Origin of the sequence: Pseudomonas sp. KB_12 (assembly GCF_052114545.1) — a bacterium.
Lineage (GTDB): Bacteria > Pseudomonadota > Gammaproteobacteria > Pseudomonadales > Pseudomonadaceae > Aquipseudomonas > Aquipseudomonas brassicacearum.
In genome coordinates, this window is the sequence record NZ_JBFREY010000016.1 from 49970 (window position 1) to 69824 (window position 19855).

Annotated in this window: 18 protein-coding genes and 1 pseudogene; 10 read left to right on the plus strand and 9 right to left on the minus strand. The window is 61.4% G+C overall.

The genetic code is table 11. The features are described 5' to 3' along the window. Positions 1-102 precede the first annotated feature (102 nt). Positions 103-456, minus strand: a complete 354-nt coding sequence (locus AB4Z20_RS15150) for a YkgJ family cysteine cluster protein (RefSeq protein ID WP_092442997.1) — start codon at positions 454-456, stop codon at positions 103-105. A 145-nt stretch (positions 457-601) separates the two neighbouring features. Here AB4Z20_RS15150 and AB4Z20_RS15155 point away from each other — a divergent pair, with 145 nt between their 5' ends. Then, on the plus strand, positions 602-1915 hold the full coding sequence (locus tag AB4Z20_RS15155) for an NAD(P)/FAD-dependent oxidoreductase (RefSeq protein ID WP_258689874.1): 1314 nt from the start codon (positions 602-604) through the stop codon (positions 1913-1915). A gap of 133 nt (positions 1916-2048) precedes the next feature. Here AB4Z20_RS15155 and AB4Z20_RS15160 read toward each other — a convergent pair whose 3' ends face one another. Continuing rightward, positions 2049-2294 (minus strand): DUF1127 domain-containing protein, encoded by a 246-nt coding sequence (locus AB4Z20_RS15160; protein ID WP_018602562.1) that lies wholly within the window; start codon positions 2292-2294, stop codon positions 2049-2051. Positions 2295-2473: 179 nt separating this feature from the next. Between AB4Z20_RS15160 and AB4Z20_RS15165 the strand changes: the two genes are divergently transcribed. Together AB4Z20_RS15165 and AB4Z20_RS15170 are read left to right on the plus strand one after the other, a co-directional pair. Continuing rightward, positions 2474-3907, plus strand: a complete 1434-nt coding sequence (locus AB4Z20_RS15165) for an aminotransferase-like domain-containing protein (RefSeq protein ID WP_214510110.1) — start codon at positions 2474-2476, stop codon at positions 3905-3907. Between the two features lie 61 nt (positions 3908-3968). Further along, positions 3969-5534: a phospholipase D family protein gene (locus tag AB4Z20_RS15170; protein ID WP_258689877.1), complete on the plus strand. Its 1566-nt coding sequence runs from the start codon at positions 3969-3971 to the stop codon at positions 5532-5534. Positions 5535-5689: 155 nt separating this feature from the next. Here AB4Z20_RS15170 and AB4Z20_RS15175 read toward each other — a convergent pair whose 3' ends face one another. Beyond that, positions 5690-6832: an MFS transporter gene (locus tag AB4Z20_RS15175; protein WP_258689879.1), complete on the minus strand. Its 1143-nt coding sequence runs from the start codon at positions 6830-6832 to the stop codon at positions 5690-5692. A gap of 190 nt (positions 6833-7022) precedes the next feature. Further along, positions 7023-8516 (minus strand): aldehyde dehydrogenase, encoded by a 1494-nt coding sequence (locus AB4Z20_RS15180; RefSeq protein ID WP_057449428.1) that lies wholly within the window; start codon positions 8514-8516, stop codon positions 7023-7025. Between the two features lie 234 nt (positions 8517-8750). On the opposite strand from AB4Z20_RS15180, the gene AB4Z20_RS15185 reads away from it, so the two are divergent. Then, positions 8751-9113, plus strand: a complete 363-nt coding sequence (locus AB4Z20_RS15185; RefSeq protein ID WP_442090170.1) for a cupin domain-containing protein — start codon at positions 8751-8753, stop codon at positions 9111-9113. A gap of 82 nt (positions 9114-9195) precedes the next feature. On the opposite strand, the gene rpmG is transcribed toward AB4Z20_RS15185, so the two are convergent. Then, positions 9196-9351, minus strand: a complete 156-nt coding sequence (rpmG, locus tag AB4Z20_RS15190) for a 50S ribosomal protein L33 (RefSeq protein ID WP_003177274.1) — start codon at positions 9349-9351, stop codon at positions 9196-9198. A gap of 11 nt (positions 9352-9362) precedes the next feature. Then, positions 9363-9596, minus strand: a complete 234-nt coding sequence (rpmB, locus tag AB4Z20_RS15195; protein WP_003177273.1) for a 50S ribosomal protein L28 — start codon at positions 9594-9596, stop codon at positions 9363-9365. A 437-nt stretch (positions 9597-10033) separates the two neighbouring features. On the opposite strand from rpmB, the gene AB4Z20_RS15200 reads away from it, so the two are divergent. Continuing rightward, positions 10034-11620: an ABC transporter substrate-binding protein gene (locus AB4Z20_RS15200; protein WP_253470393.1), complete on the plus strand. Its 1587-nt coding sequence runs from the start codon at positions 10034-10036 to the stop codon at positions 11618-11620. Between the two features lie 121 nt (positions 11621-11741). On the opposite strand, the gene radC is transcribed toward AB4Z20_RS15200, so the two are convergent. Continuing rightward, positions 11742-12416 carry a RadC family protein gene (gene radC, locus AB4Z20_RS15205; protein ID WP_013694555.1) on the minus strand — a complete coding sequence of 225 codons (675 nt, stop codon included), beginning with the start codon at positions 12414-12416 and terminating at the stop codon, positions 11742-11744. Between the two features lie 145 nt (positions 12417-12561). Here radC and coaBC point away from each other — a divergent pair, with 145 nt between their 5' ends. The 4 genes and pseudogenes from coaBC to argB all read left to right on the plus strand — a co-directional run bounded on the left by coaBC (position 12562) and on the right by argB (position 16818). Beyond that, complete coding sequence (coaBC, locus tag AB4Z20_RS15210; protein ID WP_003206865.1) at positions 12562-13770, plus strand: bifunctional phosphopantothenoylcysteine decarboxylase/phosphopantothenate--cysteine ligase CoaBC; 1209 nt, start codon at positions 12562-12564, stop codon at positions 13768-13770. 4 nt (positions 13771-13774) lie between these two features. Then, positions 13775-14230 carry a dUTP diphosphatase gene (gene dut, locus AB4Z20_RS15215; protein ID WP_135847774.1) on the plus strand — a complete coding sequence of 152 codons (456 nt, stop codon included), beginning with the start codon at positions 13775-13777 and terminating at the stop codon, positions 14228-14230. Positions 14231-14481: 251 nt separating this feature from the next. After that, a pseudogene (locus tag AB4Z20_RS15220) lies at positions 14482-15885 on the plus strand (phosphomannomutase/phosphoglucomutase); the annotation flags it as partial. A 27-nt stretch (positions 15886-15912) separates the two neighbouring features. Next, complete coding sequence (gene argB, locus AB4Z20_RS15225) at positions 15913-16818, plus strand: acetylglutamate kinase (RefSeq protein ID WP_003206871.1); 906 nt, start codon at positions 15913-15915, stop codon at positions 16816-16818. A gap of 197 nt (positions 16819-17015) precedes the next feature. Here argB and pyrE read toward each other — a convergent pair whose 3' ends face one another. Then, positions 17016-17660, minus strand: a complete 645-nt coding sequence (pyrE, locus tag AB4Z20_RS15230) for an orotate phosphoribosyltransferase (protein WP_018602506.1) — start codon at positions 17658-17660, stop codon at positions 17016-17018. A gap of 83 nt (positions 17661-17743) precedes the next feature. Between pyrE and AB4Z20_RS15235 the strand changes: the two genes are divergently transcribed. Then, on the plus strand, positions 17744-18523 hold the full coding sequence (locus AB4Z20_RS15235; protein ID WP_013694557.1) for an exodeoxyribonuclease III: 780 nt from the start codon (positions 17744-17746) through the stop codon (positions 18521-18523). Positions 18524-18618: 95 nt separating this feature from the next. On the opposite strand, the gene gltS is transcribed toward AB4Z20_RS15235, so the two are convergent. After that, the gene (gene gltS, locus AB4Z20_RS15240) at positions 18619-19827 is read right to left on the minus strand and encodes a sodium/glutamate symporter (protein WP_442090171.1); all 1209 of its coding nucleotides are present in this window, start codon (positions 19825-19827) and stop codon (positions 18619-18621) included. Between the last annotated feature and the right edge of the window lie 28 nt (positions 19828-19855).

The following is a 19855-nucleotide window of genomic DNA, read 5'->3' on the forward strand; positions in this document are numbered from 1 at the left end:
CGCTCCGCGTGGGAATGCAGCCTGGGACGCTCTGCGTCCACCAAGAGCCGAACGCGGAGCGTCCGTAGAGGCATTCCCACGCGGAGCGTGGGAACGATCTCATTAGACTAAGACCTGGCGAGTGCTGGCCATGTACTCATGAATCTGCTTCTCGACCCGCGGATGGATCAGTTCCACCGGTCGCCGGCCATTGGGACACGGCAAGGTCGCGGTGGTGCCGAACAACCGGCAGATCAGCGGGCGCTCGTCGTAGACGGTGCAACCGTCGGGCCCCAGGTGCACGCAGTCGAGTGCGTCCATGGCCGCGTCCTGTTCGGCCCGGGTCTTGCGGGGCAAGCGGGCCATTTCCTCCGGCGAGGTGGTCACCGGACCACAGCAGTCATGGCAGCCCGGTACGCACTCGAACGAGGGAATCTGCTGGCGTAGCGTGCGAATTTTTTGACTGTTGCAGCTCATCGAGGCGGTTACCGAAGGAGACGGTCCAGGATTCTGCCTTAAAAGCCGCGCACCAGACAGCGCCAGCCGACCGGTGTTGCCCAGTAAGGAATCGCCAGCTTATGCTCCGTAAAATTTCTCAAACACAAAAATCAGGATTACGCACATGAACGCCCGTGTTCAGCAACCTGTCCCGAGCCACGCGCACGCCGCCTCTTATTACGCCGCCAGCAGCCTGCCGCAACCGGACCATCCGCTGCTGCAGGGTGAATTGCTGGCGGATGTCTGCGTGGTCGGCGGCGGGTTCTCCGGGTTGAACACGGCGATCGAACTGGCCGAGCGCGGCATGAGCGTGGTGCTGCTGGAAGCGCACCGGATCGGCTGGGGGGCCAGCGGGCGCAACGGCGGCCAATTGATTCGTGGCGTCGGCCATGGCCTCGATCAGTTTGCGCCGATCATCGGCGCCGACGGCGTGCGCCAGATGAAGCTCATGGGCCTTGAGGCCGTGGAAATCGTCCGACAGCGCGTCGAGCGTTTCCAGATCCCGTGCGACCTCACCTGGGGTTACTGCGACCTCGCCAACAAGCCCAGCGACCTGGAGGGCTTCGCCGAAGACGCCGAAGAACTGCGCAGCCTGGGTTATCGCCATCCGACCCGACTGCTGCAAGCCAACGAAATGCACAGCGTCGTGGGTTCGGATCGCTACGTCGGTGGGTTGATCGACATGGGCTCGGGGCATCTGCATCCGCTGAACCTGGCCCTGGGTGAAGCCGCCGCCGCGCAGCAACTGGGGGTCAGGCTGTTCGAGCAATCGGCGGTCACACGGATCGACTACGGTCCTGAAGTGAAGGTACACACCCAGCAGGGCTCGGTCCGCGCCAAGACGCTGGTGCTGGGCTGCAACGCTTACCTCAATGGACTCAATCCGCAACTGGGCGGCAAAGTGCTGCCGGCCGGCAGCTACATCATCGCCACCGAACCTTTGAGCCAGGCCGAGGCACAGGCGTTGTTGCCACAGAACATGGCGGTCTGCGATCAACGCGTGGCCCTGGATTACTACCGGCTTTCGGCGGATCGACGCTTGCTGTTTGGCGGGGCCTGTCACTATTCCGGCCGCGACCCACAGGACATCGGCGCGTACATGCGGCCGAAGATGCTCAAGGTCTTCCCGCAATTGGCGGAGGTGAAAATCGATTATCAATGGGGTGGGATGATTGGTATCGGCGCCAACCGCTTGCCACAGATCGGTCGGCTCAAGGACCAGCCCAATGTGTATTACGCCCAGGCCTATTCCGGCCATGGGGTGAATGCCACGCACCTGGCTGGCAAATTGTTGGCCGAAGCCATCAGCGGGCAGCACAGCAGCGGTTTCGATCTGTTCGCCCAGGTCCCGCACATGACGTTCCCTGGCGGCAAGCACCTGCGCTCGCCGCTGTTGGCGCTGGGGATGTTGTGGCATCGGTTGAAAGAGCTGGTCTAAAGAACTTCAGCACTACGGATGACGCTATCGCGGGCAAGCCTTGCTCCCACAGGTCAATTTCAAATCTGTGGGAGCAAACAAATCTGTGGGAGCAAGGCTTGCCCGCGATAGCAATCTCAGAACCCACACCGCTTCAAAGCCGCCAGAACGGCTTCAAGCCCTCCTCTCGCGCCTGCTCCCGACTCAGCCCGATGTCACGCAACTGTTCGGGTGTAAGTTCCAGCAAGGCTTGGCGTGTATGCAGACGATGCCAGAACAGGGCCCAACGGCTCAGGCCGGATGGCGGCTTGCGCAACATCGCACTACGCAGCCCCCTCTCCTGCCCTGCCGCCAGTTCCTGACTGTGTAACGTCAGCCGCACATCGCTCAAGCCGTTCATTTTGATCGCTCCTGTTTACTTGGGTAGCCAGAGGTTTCATGATGCGCGGACGGCCAAAAGCAATACAGATTCAACTCATTTTTTTTATAAGCATACAGATTCGGTATTTCCAGCACTGAATTGTCATTTTCCACCCCAACTGTATCGGTTGCCGTGGTCCATCTCATCGGGAGCACACCATGACCCTCTACGTGAACCTCGCCGAATTGCTCGGTACCCGCATCGAACAGGGTTTCTACCGTCCCGGCGACCGGCTGCCGTCAGTGCGGGCATTGAGCACGGAACATGGGGTCAGCTTGAGTACGGTGCAGCAGGCCTATCGCGTGCTGGAAGACAGTGGGCTGGCGATGCCGAGACCCAAGTCCGGCTATTTCGTCCCCGTGGGCCGCGAACTGCCGGACCTGCCGGTGGTAGGCCGTCCGGCCCAGCGCCCAGTGGATATTTCCCAGTGGGACCAGGTGCTGGAGCTGATCCGCGCCGTACCGCGCCCGGACGTGGTGCAACTGGGACGCGGCATGCCGGATATCAATTCGCCGACCATGAAACCGTTGCTGCGCAGCCTGGCGCAGATCAGCCGCCGACAAGACATGCCCGGCCTGTATTACGACAACATCTACGGCAACCTCGCGCTACGTGAACAGATCGCCCGGCTGTCGCTGGACTCCGGCTGCCAGCTGGGGCCCAACGATTTGATCGTCACCACCGGTTGCCATGAGGCCCTGTCGGTCAGCATCCGCGCCACCTGCGAACAAGGCGATATCGTCGCGGTGGACTCACCCAGTTTTCACGGGGCCATGCAAACCCTCAAGGGCCTGGGCATGAAGGCTTTGGAGATCCCCACCGACCCGCTCACCGGCATCAGCCTGGATGCCCTGGAACTGGCGCTGGAGCAATGGCCGATCAAGGCCATACAGTTGACCCCCAGCTGCAATAACCCCCTGGGCTACATCATGCCCGACGCTAATAAACGCGCCCTGCTGACCCTGGCACAGCGCTTCGACGTGGCGATCATCGAAGATGATGTGTATGGCGAGTTGGCCTACACCTACCCTCGCCCGCGCACCATCAAGTCCTTTGATGAAGACGGCCGCGTCCTGCTCTGCAGTTCTTTTTCCAAGACCCTGGCGCCAGGGCTGCGCATTGGCTGGGTCGCGCCGGGCCGGTATCTGGAGCGGGCGCTGCACATGAAATACATCAGCACCGGCTCCACCGCGCCACAACCGCAGATCGCCATTGCCGAATTTCTCAAGGGTGGCCATTTCGAACCCCATTTGCGCCGGATGCGTACGCAATACCAGCGCAATCGCGACGTGATGATCGATTGGATCAGCCGCTATTTCCCACCAGGCACCCGGGCCAGTCGCCCGCGAGGCAGCTTCATGCTGTGGGTCGAATTGCCGGAAGGCTTCGACACGCTGAAGCTCAATCGGGTCCTGCTGGACCAAGGCGTGCAGGTCGCTGTCGGCAGCATCTTTTCGGCATCGGGCAAGTACCGCAACTGCCTGCGGATGAACTACGCTGCCAAGCCAACGGCCCAGATCGAAGAGGCCGTACGCAAGGTCGGAACCGCCGCTATGGCGTTGTTGAACGAAACCCAGCGCGACATCGTCTGAACTTTACCCAGAGAAGCAGCACCCAACAGCCGATCAACGTGAACAAGCGGAACGATCCTACGTGAGATCCAGACCGATCCTGCCTGCGCTGCTGTTAGTCGCCTCACTGCTGAGCGGCTGCGCCAGTCTTGATGTCACCCGCGAGCCCTCCCAGGCCTTGCCGGCCGCCGAATCTTCGTTCGGCCGCTCGGTCCAGGCCCAGGCTGCCGCCCATGAAGGGCGCTCGGGCTTTCGGCTGCTGTCGGACAGCACCGACGCGTTCATCGCCCGGGCCGAGTTGATTCGCCACGCCCAAGGCAGCCTGGATTTGCAGTACTACATCGTCCATGACGGCATCAGCACGCGGATGCTGGTGGATGAATTGCTCAAGGCCGCCGACCGGGGCGTGCGCGTACGGATCCTGCTGGACGACACCACCAGCGATGGCCAGGATCAGATCATCGCGACCCTCGCCGCTCATCCGCAGATACAGATCCGCCTGTTCAACCCGCTGCACCTGGGCCGTGCCACCGGCGTGACCCGCAGCCTCGGACGCCTGCTCAACCTGTCGCAGCAACACCGCCGGATGCACAACAAGCTGTGGCTGGCGGATAACAGCATGGCCATCGTCGGCGGTCGCAACCTGGGCGATGAGTATTTCGACGCCGAACCCAACCTGAACTTCACCGACATCGACCTGCTCAGTGTCGGCCCGGTGGCCGAACAATTGGGGCACAGCTTCGACCAGTACTGGAACAGCGCCCTGAGCAAACCCATCGAACAGTTCCTGTCCCATCGTCCCACGCCCAAGGACCTGGCCAACAGCCGCCTGCGCCTGCAAGAATCCATGGAGCAGACCCAAAAGGAAAATCACGCGCTCTACCAGCAGTTGACCGCCTACAAGACCCAACCGCGCCTGGACACCTGGCGCGACCAGTTGATCTGGGCCTGGAACAAGGCGCTGTGGGACGCGCCCAGCAAGGTGCTGGCCAAGGACGAGCCGGACCCGCAGCTATTGCTGACCACGCAACTGGCGCCGGAACTGACCGGGGTCAGCAAGGAACTGATCATGATTTCCGCCTACTTCGTCCCCGGTCAGCCAGGCTTGGTCTATCTGACCAGTCGCGCCGATGCCGGCGTGTCGGTGAGCCTGCTGACCAACTCCCTGGAAGCCACCGACGTGCCCGCCGTGCACGGCGGCTATGCGCCGTACCGCAAAGCCCTGCTGCAACACGGCGTACGGCTGTTCGAACTTCGCCGACAACCGGGCGACAAAGGCAGCAGCCCTCACCTGTTCTACAGCAAGTCCTACGGCCAATCGGACTCCAGCCTGCACAGCAAGGCGATCATCTTCGACCAGCAGAAATCGTTCATCGGCTCGTTCAATTTCGACCCGCGCTCGGTGCTGTGGAACACCGAAGTCGGCGTGCTGGTGGACAGCCCTGAACTCGCCGGCCAAGTGCGCGACCTGGCCTTGCAGGGCATGGCGCCAGCCCTGAGCTATCAGGCCAGGCTGGAGGATGGAACGCTAGTATGGACCACCGAAGACAACGGCCAGACGCACGACCTGGACCGCGAACCGGGCAGCTGGTGGCGCCGATTCAATGCCTGGTTCGCCACGACCGTCGGACTGGAGCGGATGCTTTAGGGGGCGACCGCTTTCATGGCAACCCGCTTTTGGAGGCAGCCCGCTTTTGTGGCGAGGGAGCTTGCTCCCGCTGGACTGCGAAGCGGTCCCGGCTTTTGCGGTTGCTGCGCAACCGAGCGGGAGCAAGCTCCCTCGCCACAGGGGTTTCGGGGTTTTCAAGCGGGTTCTGTCGCCCCAAACGCCCCTTGACGCAACAACAGGATCACCAGCCCGAACGCCCCGGCGGCCATGAACAAAGGCAGCGCATGCCCGCTGACCCACTGGCTGCCTGCTCCCGCGGCCAGTGGGCCGATCAGGCAACCAAGGCCCCACAGTTGCGCGACGTGGGCGTTGGCCCGCACCAGCGCATCGTCGCGGTAACGTTCGCCGATCAGGATCAGCGACAACGTGAACAAACCGCCGGCACTGGCGCCGAACAGCACCCACAGCGGCCAGATCAACAGGGTATCGATCAACAGCGGAACCGCCAGGCTCGACAACGTCAGTGCCACCGCGCAACCCGTCAACAGCGCCCGGCGAGACACGCGATCGGCCAGGGCGCCGATGGGCAACTGCAACAGGGCATCACCGACCACCACGGTGCTGACCATCGCCAACGCGATGTCGGCGGTGAAGCCCTGGCGCAGACAATACACCGGAAGCAACGTGAGGATCATGGCCTCGAACGCGGCGAACAACGAGACCGCCCAGGCAATCGCCGGCAAGCCTCGGCAAAACGTCCACAGGTCGCCAAACGTAACGCTGCCGGCCTCGCTGCTCGGCGCACCGCTACGGCCCAGCAACAGCAAGGGTGCGATCAGCAGCAAACCGACGCCCACCCAGAACCCGTAGTCATGATCGGTCCCCAGTGCGCCCAGCAGCAGCGGGCCGGATAACTGGCTCAGGGCGTAGCTGCTGCCGTACAGCGCCACCAGTCGCCCACGCCATTTCTCAATGACCAGTTGATTGATCCAGCTTTCACCCAGAATGAACACCAGGGTCAGGACCACGCCAATCACCAGGCGCAACAGCAACCAGACCGGATAGCTGGGCAACAGCGCCAGCAACCCGATGGACACCGCGCCACCCCACAGGCACAGACGCATCAACGCCGCCGTGCCAAACCGCGCCGCCAGCCGGCTGGACACCTTGGCCCCGAGCAACACCCCCACGGCCGGCATGGCGGCCATCACGCCAATGGCGAACGAGCCATAGCCCCAGCCCTCCAGGCGCAGCGACACCAGCGGCATGCTCACGCCCAGGGCCAGGCCGACACTCAGGACAGACGCCAATACGGCGAAATAGGTCGCCCAACGCATTTCCACGCTCCTGTGGAGGGTCATCAATCTCAGCCATCCCCAAAAACACTGTGGGAGCGAGCTTGCTCGCGATAGCGGCGCAACATTCAACAAAGTCGTCGACTGTCATACCGCTATCGCGAGCAAGCTCGCTCCCACAGGGGGGATCAGCGCTGTTTGAAGCCCCGGACAGGATCCGGGGCCATCATCTTCAGAGCTTGATCCAGGTCGACTTCAGCTCGGTGTACTTGTCGAACGCATGCAGCGACTTGTCGCGACCGTTGCCCGACTGCTTGAAACCACCGAACGGCGCGGTCATGTCGCCGCCGTCGTACTGGTTGACCCAGACGCTACCGGCGCGCAGGGCCTTGGCGGTCAGGTGGGCCTTGGAGATGTCCTTGGTCCATACCGCCGCGGCCAGGCCGTACGGCGTGTCGTTGGCAATCTCGATGGCCTGCTCGGCGGTGTCGAAGGCAATGACCGACAACACCGGGCCGAAAATCTCTTCCTGGGCGATTTTCATCGCGTTGCTCACACCATCGAAAATCGTCGGCTCGACGTATGTACCGCCCGTTTCCTCAAGGATGCGCTTGCCGCCGGCCACCAGTTTGGCGCCGTCGCTGTGCCCGGCCTCGATGTAGGACAGCACGGTGTTCATCTGCTGGGTATCGACCAGGGCGCCGACGTTGGTGGCCGGGTCCAGGGGATTGCCCGGCTTCCAGCCCTTGAGGGCTTCGATCACCAGTGGCAGGAATGTGTCCTTGATGGAACGCTCCACCAACAGCCGCGAGCCGGCGGTGCAGACCTCGCCCTGGTTGAAGGCGATGGCGCTGGCGGCGGATTCCGCGGCGGCTTGCAGGTCCGGGGCATCGGCGAACACGATGTTCGGGCTCTTGCCGCCAGCTTCCAGCCAGATACGCTTCATGTTGGATTCGCCGGAGTAAATCATCAGTTGCTTGGCGATCTTGGTAGAGCCGGTGAACACCAGCGTATCGACGTCCATATGCAGGGCCAGGGCCTTGCCGACGGTGTGGCCATAGCCTGGCAGCACGTTCAGCACGCCTTTCGGAATGCCGGCCTCGATCGCCAGTGCGGCGATGCGGATAGCGGTCAGCGGGGATTTTTCCGACGGTTTGAGCACCACCGAGTTACCGGTGGACAGCGCCGGGCCGAGCTTCCAGCAGGCCATCATCAACGGAAAGTTCCAAGGCACGATAGCGCCCACGACACCCACCGGCTCACGGGTTACCAGGCCCAACTGATCGTGCGGCGTAGCCGCCACTTCGTCGTAGAGCTTGTCGATGGCTTCACCGCTCCAGCTCAAGGCTTGCGCCGCGCCGGGAACGTCGATGTTCAGGGAATCACTGATCGGCTTGCCCATGTCCAGGGTTTCGAGCAGGGCCAGTTCTTCGGCATGCTGCTTGAGCAGGCCGGCAAAACGAATCATGGTGGCTTTGCGCTTGCTGGGTGCCAGGCGCGACCAGACGCCGGAACTGAATGTGGCGCGGGCGTTTTCGACCGCACGCTGGGCGTCGGCGACGTCACAGCTGGCGATCTTGCCCAGCAGGCGGCCATCGACCGGGCTGAGGCAATCGAAGGTTTCGCCGGACACCGCATCGGTGTACTCGCCGTTGATGAAGGCGCGGCCTTCGATCTTCAGGTCGCGGGCGCGTTGTTCCCAGTCGGCACGAGTCAGGGTGGTCATGCGTGTGTCCTCCTCTTATTGAGTACGAACGCCGCGCGGTGCGCAGCGCTCAAAAGAATTCTGCCCAACCAGCCTGGTTTCGGCGCCGTTTTCGGCATAGGGCACCCGCCACCCTAAACCAGCGGCTGGTCATGTTTCAATATATTTGACACAACGCTGGCAAACGACCTTGCGATGTTCGTTTTAATAAACATAGACTCGAGGCCTTCCAAGCGATCACTGGGGATCACCCGCATGAGCATTCAGGACATCGTCGATTTCAGCCAGGCCAATACCGCCGCCGAACGTTATCGCCCGGCCCCGGCCAAGGTGTTCAAGGGCGATCCCGAGCAAACCGTGTTCAACCACTACAGCAGCCCCTGCGGGCAAATGAACGCGGGCGTATGGGAAGGCGCCGTCGGCCAGTGGACGGTCAATTACACCGAGCATGAATATTGCGAGATCGTCCAGGGCGTTTCCGTGCTGCGGGACGACGATGGCAATGCCAAGACGTTGCGAGCCGGCGACCGTTTCGTGATTCCAGCGGGATTCAAGGGCACTTGGGAAGTGTTGGAACCGTGCCGCAAGATTTACGTGGTGTTCGAACAGAAGGCTTGAGGATTTGTGAGGCCCTCACAAGGCAACAAAAAAGGCCCGTATCTCGCGATACGGGCCTTTTTCGTAAGAAGGGAAAAATCAATTACTTGATTTTGCCTTCCTTGTAGATCACGTGCTTGCGAACAACCGGATCATATTTCTTGATCTCGATTTTGTCCGGGGTAGTACGCTTGTTCTTGTCGGTAGTGTAGAAGTGACCAGTACCGGCGCTCGAGATCAAACGAATCAATTCACGCATGATTAGCTCCCTTAAACCTTGCCATCGCGACGAAGTTCGGCCAGCACGACACTGATGCCACGCTTGTCGATGATACGCATGCCCTTGGCAGATACGCGCAGACGCACAAAACGTTTCTCTTCTTCAACCCAGAAGCGGTGATGCTGCAGGTTCGGCAGGAAACGACGACGGGTTTTGTTGTTTGCGTGGGAAATGTTATTCCCAGTCACCGGACCCTTACCGGTAACTTGACAGACTCTCGACATGCCTCAGCCCTCTAAAACCACATGCCCAACCCGGCATGGGTTGGCCGCTTAATCTCTCAGTCATTTGGCGCCAGGCGCCGCGTTTCTTTAAGGGTCTTACCGGCTACACCTACAGTGAAGGAACCGGGCCCCTAGAAAAGAGCGCTGCTTTATACCAGAAAGACCACGGTGCAACAACAGCCGATGTGATTTGTCTTCATGGCGAATCATCGGCCAACCGCCCCGGGCGGCGGGGGCAGAGGCTGGCGCAGCCCCTTACCGCTCGTCGCTGAACGCAGGTTTTTTTCTCCCGCGGCGATTTTTAGTCCTTCAACGCGTCGGCGCAGAGTGCCGGAAAATGCAAAAAGGGGATAGTCATTTAGCGGCGAGCCCACTAGGGTAGGCCTTTTCCAGACTGCACTCGCAGATGGGCCTTCGACTTGCACAGGAAACCGACCATGCGCCTCGCTGCCCTACCATTGTTGCTCGCCCCTCTGCTGATCACCCCGCAGGCCTTGGCCGCCGCCCTGAGCGTCTGCACCGAAGCCAGCCCGGAAGGGTTCGATGTCGTCCAGTACAACTCCCTGACGACCACCAACGCCTCCGCCGACGTGCTGATGAACCGCCTGGTGGACTTCGACACCGCCAGCGGCAAAGTGGTCCCCAGCCTGGCCGAGCGCTGGGAAGTCTCCACCGATGGCCTGGCCTACGTGTTCAAGCTGCGGCCACAGGTCAAGTTCCACCACACCGACTACTTCACGCCACGCCGCGACCTGACCGCCGAGGACGTGAAGTTCAGCTTCGAGCGCATGCTCGACCCGGCGAACCCCTGGCACAAGGTGGCGCAAAGCGGCTTCCCCCACGCCCAGTCCATGCAACTGCCAGCGCTGATCAAGAAAGTCGACGCACTGGACCCGCTGACCGTGCGCTTCACCCTCGATCACGCCGACTCGACCTTCCTGGCGACGTTGAGCATGGGTTTTGCCTCCATTTATTCGGCCGAATACGCCGATCAGTTGATGAAGGCCGGCACGCCGGAAAAGCTCAACAGCCTGCCGATCGGCACCGGCCCGTTCATTTTCAGCCGGTTCCAGAAGGACGCCTCGATTCGCTACAAGGCCAACGACACCTATTTCGGCGGCAAGCCCCAAGTGGACCCGCTGGTCTTCGCCATCACGCCGGACGCCAACGTACGCCTGCAGAAATTGCGTCGCAACGAATGTCAGATCGCCCTGTCGCCCAAGCCGTTGGACGTACAAGCCGCCAAGCAAGAACCTACGCTGAAGGTCGAGCAGACCGACGCGTTCATGACCGCGTTCGTGGCGATCAACAGCCAGCATCCGCCGCTGGACAAGCCTGAGGTGCGCCAAGCCATCAACCTGGCCTTCGACAAGGCCAGCTACCTGAAGACCGTCTTCGAAGGCACCGCCGAAGCCGCCAATGGCCCCTACCCGCCCAACACCTGGAGCTACGCCAAAAGCCTGCCCGGCTACGCCCATGACCAGGCCAAGGCCCGCGACCTGTTGGCCAAGGCCGGCTTGAAGGAAGGCTTCCAGACCACCATCTGGACCCGCCCTTCCGGCAGCCTGCTGAACCCCAACCCCAGCGTTGGCGCACAACTGCTGCAGTCCGACCTGGCGCAGATCGGCATCCAGGCCGAGATCCGGGTGATCGAATGGGGCGAACTGATCCGTCGCGCCAAGGCCGGCGAACATGATTTGCTGTTCATGGGTTGGGCCGGCGACAATGGCGACCCGGACAACTTCCTCACGCCACAGTTTTCCTGCGCGGCGGTCAAGTCCGGCACCAACTTCGCCCGCTACTGCAACGCCGACCTGGACAAACTGATCAGCGCCGGCAAGACCACCGGCGAACAAGGCGTGCGGGCCAAGCTCTACGAGCAGGCCCAGGCCCAGATCCAGCAACAGGCCCTGTGGCTGCCCCTGGCGCACCCGACCGCGTTCGCCCTGACCCGCAAGGATGTGCAGGGTTATTCGGTCAGCCCGTTTGGGCGCCAGGATTACTCCAAGGTCAACATCAAATAACCACAGCCCCCTGTGGGAGCGCTCGCGATGGCGGCTAGCCAGATAACATCAATGTTGACTGACCGACCGCTATCGCGAGCAAGCTCGCTCCCACACAGGGCCTAGACTCGTCAGCGACGACCTACATCCACCCACGCTCCGCCATCGACAACGGCTCCCCATCGCCAACGATGAAGTGGTCGAGCACCCGCACATCGATCAGTTCCAACGCCTCCTGAAGCCGCTCAGTGAGCACCCGGTCGGCCTGGCTGGGCTCGGTGTTGCCGGAGGGGTGGTTGTGGCACAGGATCAACGCTGCGGCGTTGTGGGCCAGGGCGCGCTTGACGACCTGCCGGGGATGGACACTGGCGCTGTCGATAGAGCCGCGGAACAGCGCCTCGAAGGTCAACACCTGGTGCTTGGAATTGAGAAACAGGCAACCGAAAACCTCGTGGGGTTCGTGGCGCAGCATCGACTTCAGGTACTCACGCACCGCGAACGGGCTTTCCAGCGACGTTTTTTCCCGCGCCTGCTCAGCCAAATGCCGACGACTCATTTCCTGAGCCGCTTGCAGCTGGGCAAACTTCGCCGGCCCGAGCCCCATATGATTACTGAATGTGATCTGATCGGCTTCAAGCAGCGCGCGCAGGCTGCCAAATTGAATCAATAGTTGTCGCGCCAGATCTACCGCGCTTTTGCCCGACACACCGGTTCGTAAAAAAATCGCCAGCAGCTCGGCGTCCGATAGACTCCCCGCCCCTAGCGCCAATAACCGCTCCCGTGGCCGCTCGGCCGCGGGCCAATCGCGAATACTCATGGCATCTCCCTGATTGTGGGCGCCGCTGTTCCGTAGCGGTCGCTGTGATATCGTAGCCCATCTTTTTTGCAGGCGATTTGCACCCTGGCAGGCGGCTGCCAAGGGGTTCGCCCTGCACTGACCACTGAAATCGAAAGGCAGGCCTATGCAGCGGCTGTATCGGAAACGCATCGTTCTGGGCGTCGGCGGCGGCATTGCCGCCTACAAGAGCGCCGAGCTGGTTCGCAGGCTTATCGACCAGGGCGCGGAAGTTCGGGTCGTCATGACCCGCGGTGGCAGCGAGTTCATCACCCCGCTGACCATGCAAGCCCTGTCCGGGCACCCGGTCCACCTGGATTTGCTCGACCCGGCGGCCGAAGCCGCCATGGGTCATATCGAATTGGCCAAGTGGGCCGACCTGGTGCTGATCGCCCCGGCCACGGCCGACCTGATCGCCCGCTTGGCCCAAGGCATCGCCGACGACCTGCTGACCACCCTGGTGCTCGCCACCGACGCGGTGGTCGCCGTGGCGCCGGCCATGAACCAGGCCATGTGGCGCGACCCGGCCACCCAGGCCAACCTGCAACTGCTGGAAAGCCGCGCCCTGAAAGTCTTCGGCCCAGCCTCCGGAAGCCAGGCCTGCGGCGATGTCGGCATGGGCCGCATGCTCGAAGCCACCGACCTCGCCCAGTGCGCCGCCGACTGCTTCCAGCGCCAGGCCCTGACCGGCAAGCACGTGCTGATCACCGCCGGACCGACCCAGGAAAACATCGACCCGGTGCGCTACATCACCAACCACAGCTCCGGGAAAATGGGCTTCGCCCTGGCCGAAGCCGCCGTGGAAGCCGGCGCCCGGGTGACGCTGATCACCGGTCCCGTGCACTTGCCGACCCCGGACCGGGTCACGCGCATCGACGTGGTCAGCGCCCGGGACATGCTCGCAGCCTGTGAAGCAGCCATCCCCTGCGACCTGTTCATCGCCTCGGCGGCGGTGGCGGACTACCGCCCCGAAGTCGTTGCCCCGCAAAAATTGAAGAAAGACCCTACAAGCGGCGACGGCCTGCTACTGCAAATGGTGCGCAACCCGGACATCCTGGCCAGCATCGCCACCCGCCCCGACCGCCCGTTCAGTGTCGGCTTTGCCGCCGAGACCGAACACCTGCTCGATTACGCCGCACGCAAGCTCAAGGACAAGAACCTCGACTTGATCGTCGCCAACGACGTGGCCAACCCGAGCATCGGCTTCAACAGCGAAGAAAACGCCTGCAGCGTGATCGACCGCCAGTTGCACGCCACACTTTTCGCCCAGACCAGCAAGAGCAAGATTGCCCGTCAGCTGATCACCTTTATCGCCGAACGTCTGAACCAGGTTTAATGTCATGCACGCCCTACAAGCCAAGATCCTCGACCCACGCATCGGCAACGAATTCCCGCTGCCGCAATACGCCACACCGGGCTCCGCCGGCCTCGACCTGCGGGCGATGCTCAAGCAGGACACGATCCTGGAGCCGGGCCAGACCCTGCTGATTCCTACCGGCCTGTCGGTGTACATCGGCGATCCGGGCCTGGCCGCGCTGATCCTGCCGCGCTCGGGCCTGGGCCATAAGCACGGCATCGTGCTGGGCAACCTGGTGGGCCTGATCGATTCTGACTACCAGGGCGAACTGATGGTGTCGTGCTGGAACCGCGGCCAAACAGCCTTCAACATTGTCGTGGGCGAACGCATCGCGCAGCTGGTCCTGGTGCCGGTGGTCCAGGCCCACTTCGAACTGGTCGAGGAATTCGACGAGAGCCAGCGCGGCGCGGGTGGTTTCGGGCACTCCGGCAGCCATTGACCGGTGGTTACAGGCCGGGCGTCCTGCCCGGCTCGTTTGTGAAGCTTGTGTTTCAGGACAAAAAATGCGCAATGGCTTTCTGCTAGGTTTCCCACCCGGAATCAATGTATTAGGCGAGCGAGGCCAGGGTAACGCTGTCTCATGGCACTTTCCCACCACGAACTCTCTGTCAAAAACGCCGTCATACCCTTCAGCTTGAGCCTGCCGACGCTACCCGTCGGCCTGTCCAGTCACTTTCCTGATAGAGCGCCCCGCCCATGAACACCCCAGCCGCAATCGCCCCGATCTTCCCTGACAGCATCTTCCGCGCCTACGACATCCGTGGCGTGGTACCGGAAACCCTCACCGCCGAAACCGCCTACTGGATCGGCCGCGCCATCGGCTCCCAAAGCCTGGCCCAGGGCGAACCGAATGTGAGCGTCGGCCGTGATGGCCGCTTGTCGGGCCCCGAGCTGGTCGAACAACTGATCAAAGGCGTTGCCGACAGTGGCTGCCACGTCAGCGACGTAGGCCTGGTGCCGACCCCGGCGCTGTACTACGCCGCCAACGTGTTGGCCGGCAAGTCCGGGGTGATGCTCACCGGCAGCCACAACCCATCGAACTACAACGGCTTCAAGATCGTCATCGCCGGCGACACCCTCGCCAACGAGCAGATCCAGGCCCTGCACACCCGCCTCAAGACCAACGACCTGAGCAGCGGCCAGGGCAGCGTGACCAAGGTCGATATCCTTCCTCGCTACAACGACGAGATCGTCAAGGACGTGAAACTCGCCCGTCGCCTGAAAGTGGTGGTCGATTGCGGCAACGGCGCGGCTGGCGTGATCGCCCCGCAACTGATCGAAGCCCTGAACTGCGAAGTCATCCCGCTGTTCTGCGACGTGGACGGCAACTTCCCTAACCACCACCCGGATCCGGGCAAGCTGGAAAACCTCGAAGACCTGATCGCCAAGGTCAAGGAAACCAACGCCGACCTGGGCCTGGCCTTCGACGGCGACGGCGACCGCGTGGGCGTGGTGACCAATACCGGCAGCGTGGTGTTCCCCGACCGCCTGCTGATGCTGTTTGCCAAGGACGTGGTGGCGCGCAACCCGAATGCCGAGATCATTTTCGACGTCAAATGCACCCGTCGCCTGGTGCCGCTGATCAAGGAATATGGCGGTCGCCCACTGATGTGGAAAACCGGTCATTCGTTGATCAAGAAGAAAATGAAACAAAGCGGCGCCCTGCTGGCCGGCGAAATGAGCGGCCACATCTTCTTCAAGGAACGCTGGTTCGGTTTTGACGACGGCATCTACAGCGCCGCGCGCCTGCTGGAAATCCTCAGCAAGGAGAAATCCACGGCCGAAGAGCTGTTCGCAACCTTCCCGAACGATATTTCTACGCCAGAAATCAATATCCATGTGACCGAAGAGAGCAAATTCAGCATCATTGATGCACTGCACGACGCTCAATGGGGCGAAGGCGCCGAACTGACCACCATCGATGGTGTGCGGGTCGACTATCCCCAAGGCTGGGGCCTGGTTCGCGCATCCAACACCACACCGGTGCTGGTACTGCGTTTCGAGGCCGACAACGAGGCCGAACTGCAGCGCATCAAGGATGTGTTCCACACCCAACTCAAACGTGTTGCACCTGATCTCCAACTACCGTTTTGATTTTTTGAAGCACTACCGGAGCCCTGAATGACCCTCGAACGCGAAGCCGCCGCCAACACCGCCAAGGTCCTGTCCGAAGCGTTGCCTTATATCCGACGCTACGTCGGCAAGACCCTGGTGATCAAATACGGCGGCAACGCGATGGAAAGCGAGGAGCTCAAGACCGGCTTCGCCCGCGACATCGTGCTGATGAAGGCCGTGGGCATCAACCCGGTGGTGGTACACGGTGGTGGCCCGCAGATCGGTGACCTGCTCAAGCGCCTGTCGATCGAAAGCCACTTCATCGATGGCATGCGCGTGACCGACGCGCAGACCATGGATGTGGTGGAAATGGTCCTGGGTGGCCAGGTCAACAAGGACATCGTCAACCTGATCAACCGTCATGGCGGCAGCGCCATCGGCCTGACAGGCAAGGACGCCGAGCTGATCCGGGCGAAGAAACTCACCGTTACCCGCCAGACACCGGAGATGACCCAGCCGGAAATCATCGACATCGGTCATGTGGGCGAAGTGGTCGGCATCAACACCGACCTGCTGAACCTGCTGGTCAAGGGCGACTTCATCCCGGTCATCGCGCCCATCGGCGTGGGCGCCAACGGTGAGTCGTACAACATCAACGCCGATTTGGTGGCGGGCAAGGTTGCCGAGGCACTGAAAGCTGAAAAGCTGATGCTGCTGACCAACATCGCCGGCTTGATGGACAAGTCGGGCAAAGTCCTGACCGGACTGTCGACCCAGCAGGTCGATGACCTGATCGCCGACGGCACCATCTACGGCGGCATGCTGCCGAAGATTCGTTGCGCGCTGGAAGCGGTACAAGGCGGCGTCGGCAGCTCGCTGATCATCGACGGCCGGGTACCGAATGCGATCCTGCTGGAGATCTTCACCGACACCGGCGTGGGTACGTTGATCAGCAATCGCAAGCGTCCTTAAGCGATACCGGTAAAAAAAGACCCTGCTCAGCCAGACTGAGCGGGGTCTTTTTTTTGCGCCTCTTTTTCAGATGATGTTTTTTGTGGCGAGGGAGCTTGCTCCCGCTCGGTCGCGCAGCGACCGCAAAAATGTTGGGGCCGCTGCGCAGCCCAGCGGGAGCAAGCTCCCTCGCCACAAGATCAAAATCAGCGGGCTTCTTAGACGCCGAACTGCGCCCGATAAGCCTCAACCGCCGGCAAATGCTGCTTGAGCTGCGGATCGTCGGCCAAAAACTCCAGCACTTGGTTCAGCGACACAATGCTGATCACCGGAATGCCGAAGTCACGCTCCACTTCCTGGATCGCCGACAGCTCACCGTTGCCGCGCTCCTGGCGGTTCAGGGCGATCAGCACGCCAGCGGCCTTGGCGCCTTCCTGGGAACCGATGATCTGCATCACTTCGCGAATGGCAGTACCGGCAGTGATGACGTCGTCGATGATCAACACGTCGCCGGTCAGCGCTGCACCCACCAGGCTGCCGCCTTCGCCATGGGCCTTGGCTTCCTTGCGGTTGAAGCACCAAGGCAGGTCGCGGCCGTGGTGTTCGGCCAGGGCGACAGCAGTGGTGGCGGCCAGCGGGATGCCTTTGTAGGCCGGGCCGAACAGCACATCGAACGGGATACCGCTCTCAACGATGGCCGCCGCATAGAAACGACCCAGTTGCGCCAGGGCGGAACCGGTGTTGAACAGGCCGGCATTGAAGAAGTACGGGCTGGTGCGCCCGGACTTGAGGGTGAACTCACCGAAGCGCAAAACGCCGCGATCGATGGCAAAGCGAATGAAATCGCGCTGATACGCCTGCATGAAAAAAAGCCTCAAATACCGCGGATTTAGCTAAATAGGTACACGGCGTGTATCATACACGCACGTGATTTTTGGGGCCATTTATGCGGATCATCAGTGTGAACGTCAATGGTATTCAGGCTGCAGTCGAGCGTGGTTTGCTCAGTTGGCTGCAAGCACAGAATGCCGACGTCATCTGCCTGCAGGACACCCGCGCCTCCGCCTTTGAACTGGACGATGCAGCCTTCCAACTGGATGGTTACTTCCTTTATGCCTGCGATGCCGAAGTCCCCGCCCAGGGTGGCGTGGCTTTGTACTCGCGGCTGCAACCGAAGGCTGTCATCAACGGTCTCGGTTTCGAGACGGCGGACCGCTACGGGCGCTACCTGCAAGCCGATTTCGACAAGGTCAGCATCGCGACCTTACTGCTCCCTTCGGGGCAGAACGGCGATGAAGATTTGAATCAGAAATTCAAGTTGATGGACGACTTCGCCCGTTATCTGGATAAACAGCGGCGCAAACGTCGCGAGTACATCTATTGTGGCTCGCTGTACGTGGCGCAACAGAAACTGGATATCAAGAACTGGCGTGACAGCCAGCAATCTCCTGGTTTCCTGGCGCCGGAACGGGCCTGGATGGACGAGATCATTGGCAACATGGGTTATGTCGACGCCCTGCGCGAAGTCAGCCGTGAAGGCGACCAGTACAGCTGGTGGCCGGACAACGAACAGGCCGAGATGCTCAACCTTGGCTGGCGCTTCGACTACCAGTTGCTGACACCTGGGCTGCGCCGCTTCGTACGCAGCGCCCGCCTGCCGCGTCAGCCACGGTTCTCGCAGCATGCGCCGCTGATCGTGGATTACGACTGGACGCTGACCATCTAAACGTCCCGGCGACATCCCCAGGTCGACCGACCAAAGAAAATGCCCGTATCGCAAGATACGGGCATTTTTTATGGCGAACGCTACCGCGCAGAACCTCAAGCCACGGCAAAAAACGGCAGGGCAAGGTACAACTTGATGACGATGACGTTAATGATATCGATGAAGAACGCTCCCACCATCGGCACCACCAGAAACGCTATCTGTGAAGGCCCATAGCGCTGCGTCACTGCCTGCATGTTGGCGATGGCCGTCGGCGTGGCGCCCAACCCAAAACCGCAATGCCCTGCCGCCAAGACGGCTGCATCGTAATGACTGCCCATGATTCTGAACGTCACGAAAATCGCAAACAGCGCCATGACCAATGTCTGGGCCGCCAGGATAATGAATATCGGCAAGGCCAGCGACGCCAGCTCCCACAACTTGAGTGACATCAAGGCGATCGCCAGGAACAGTGACAGGCTGACATTGCCAAGTACGGACACTTCTCGCTCAAAGACCTGATACAAGCCGAGTGCCGAAAGTCCATTACGCAGGACCACCCCCACGAACAAGACACAAACGAATGTCGGCAACTCGAATGCGGTGTCGTGGAGCTGCCCATTCAAGAGCGTACCGACCAACAGGCTGACCGCAATCAGCGCCAGCGTCTCGATAAACGAAAACGGTGTAATCGAGCGCTCTTTGTTCGGCTGTTCGAAGCCCTTGGGTATCCGGGGCTTTTCTGATTCAAGGCCGCCGGGTGACTGGACACGCTTGATGAGCAGGCGCGCAACCGGTCCACCGATCAAGCCACCCAACACCAAACCAAACGTCGCGGAAGCCATCGCAAGTTCGGAGGCGGAAGCCAGACCGTACTTCTCACTGAACACCGTCCCCCACGCCGCGCCGGTACCGTGACCGCCCGCCAAGCTGATCGAGCCAGTCAGCAACCCCATTAGCGGATCGAGCCCCAGCGCTTTTGCGAGCCCGATGCCCATGGCATTCTGGACCACCAACAGGCCGACGACCGCCAGCAGGAAAATCCCAACTACGCGCCCGCCTTTCTTCAGGCTCGCGAAGTCTGCGCTCAGGCCAATCGTGGCAAAAAATGCCAGCATCAACGGTGTCTGCAATGAAGTATCAAATCGAACTTCAACTTCAAGCCCCCGCAAAGCCAGGAGCACCAGGGCAACTACCAGCCCGCCCGCTACAGGCTCAGGGATATTGTAGGCGCGTAGAAAACCAACACGTGTAACAAGTCCGCGCCCCAGCAAAAGCACTAGAGAGGCGGCGACAAGTGTTCCATAGAAATCGAGCTGAAACATGAGTGTTTATTCTTTGAACATATATTCA

Coding starts and splice junctions, on each gene's coding strand:
- AB4Z20_RS15150 (WP_092442997.1), bottom strand. CDS start 456: ATGAGCTGCAACAGTCAAAAAATTCGCACGCTACGCCAGCAGATTCCC.
- AB4Z20_RS15155 (WP_258689874.1), top strand. CDS start 602: ATGAACGCCCGTGTTCAGCAACCTGTCCCGAGCCACGCGCACGCCGCC.
- AB4Z20_RS15160 (WP_018602562.1), bottom strand. CDS start 2,294: ATGAACGGCTTGAGCGATGTGCGGCTGACGTTACACAGTCAGGAACTG.
- AB4Z20_RS15165 (WP_214510110.1), top strand. CDS start 2,474: ATGACCCTCTACGTGAACCTCGCCGAATTGCTCGGTACCCGCATCGAA.
- AB4Z20_RS15175 (WP_258689879.1), bottom strand. CDS start 6,832: ATGCGTTGGGCGACCTATTTCGCCGTATTGGCGTCTGTCCTGAGTGTC.
- AB4Z20_RS15180 (WP_057449428.1), bottom strand. CDS start 8,516: ATGACCACCCTGACTCGTGCCGACTGGGAACAACGCGCCCGCGACCTG.
- AB4Z20_RS15185 (WP_442090170.1), top strand. CDS start 8,751: ATGAGCATTCAGGACATCGTCGATTTCAGCCAGGCCAATACCGCCGCC.
- rpmG (WP_003177274.1), bottom strand. CDS start 9,351: ATGCGTGAATTGATTCGTTTGATCTCGAGCGCCGGTACTGGTCACTTC.
- rpmB (WP_003177273.1), bottom strand. CDS start 9,596: ATGTCGAGAGTCTGTCAAGTTACCGGTAAGGGTCCGGTGACTGGGAAT.
- AB4Z20_RS15200 (WP_253470393.1), top strand. CDS start 10,034: ATGCGCCTCGCTGCCCTACCATTGTTGCTCGCCCCTCTGCTGATCACC.
- radC (WP_013694555.1), bottom strand. CDS start 12,416: ATGAGTATTCGCGATTGGCCCGCGGCCGAGCGGCCACGGGAGCGGTTA.
- coaBC (WP_003206865.1), top strand. CDS start 12,562: ATGCAGCGGCTGTATCGGAAACGCATCGTTCTGGGCGTCGGCGGCGGC.
- dut (WP_135847774.1), top strand. CDS start 13,775: ATGCACGCCCTACAAGCCAAGATCCTCGACCCACGCATCGGCAACGAA.
- argB (WP_003206871.1), top strand. CDS start 15,913: ATGACCCTCGAACGCGAAGCCGCCGCCAACACCGCCAAGGTCCTGTCC.
- pyrE (WP_018602506.1), bottom strand. CDS start 17,660: ATGCAGGCGTATCAGCGCGATTTCATTCGCTTTGCCATCGATCGCGGC.
- AB4Z20_RS15235 (WP_013694557.1), top strand. CDS start 17,744: ATGCGGATCATCAGTGTGAACGTCAATGGTATTCAGGCTGCAGTCGAG.
- gltS (WP_442090171.1), bottom strand. CDS start 19,827: ATGTTTCAGCTCGATTTCTATGGAACACTTGTCGCCGCCTCTCTAGTG.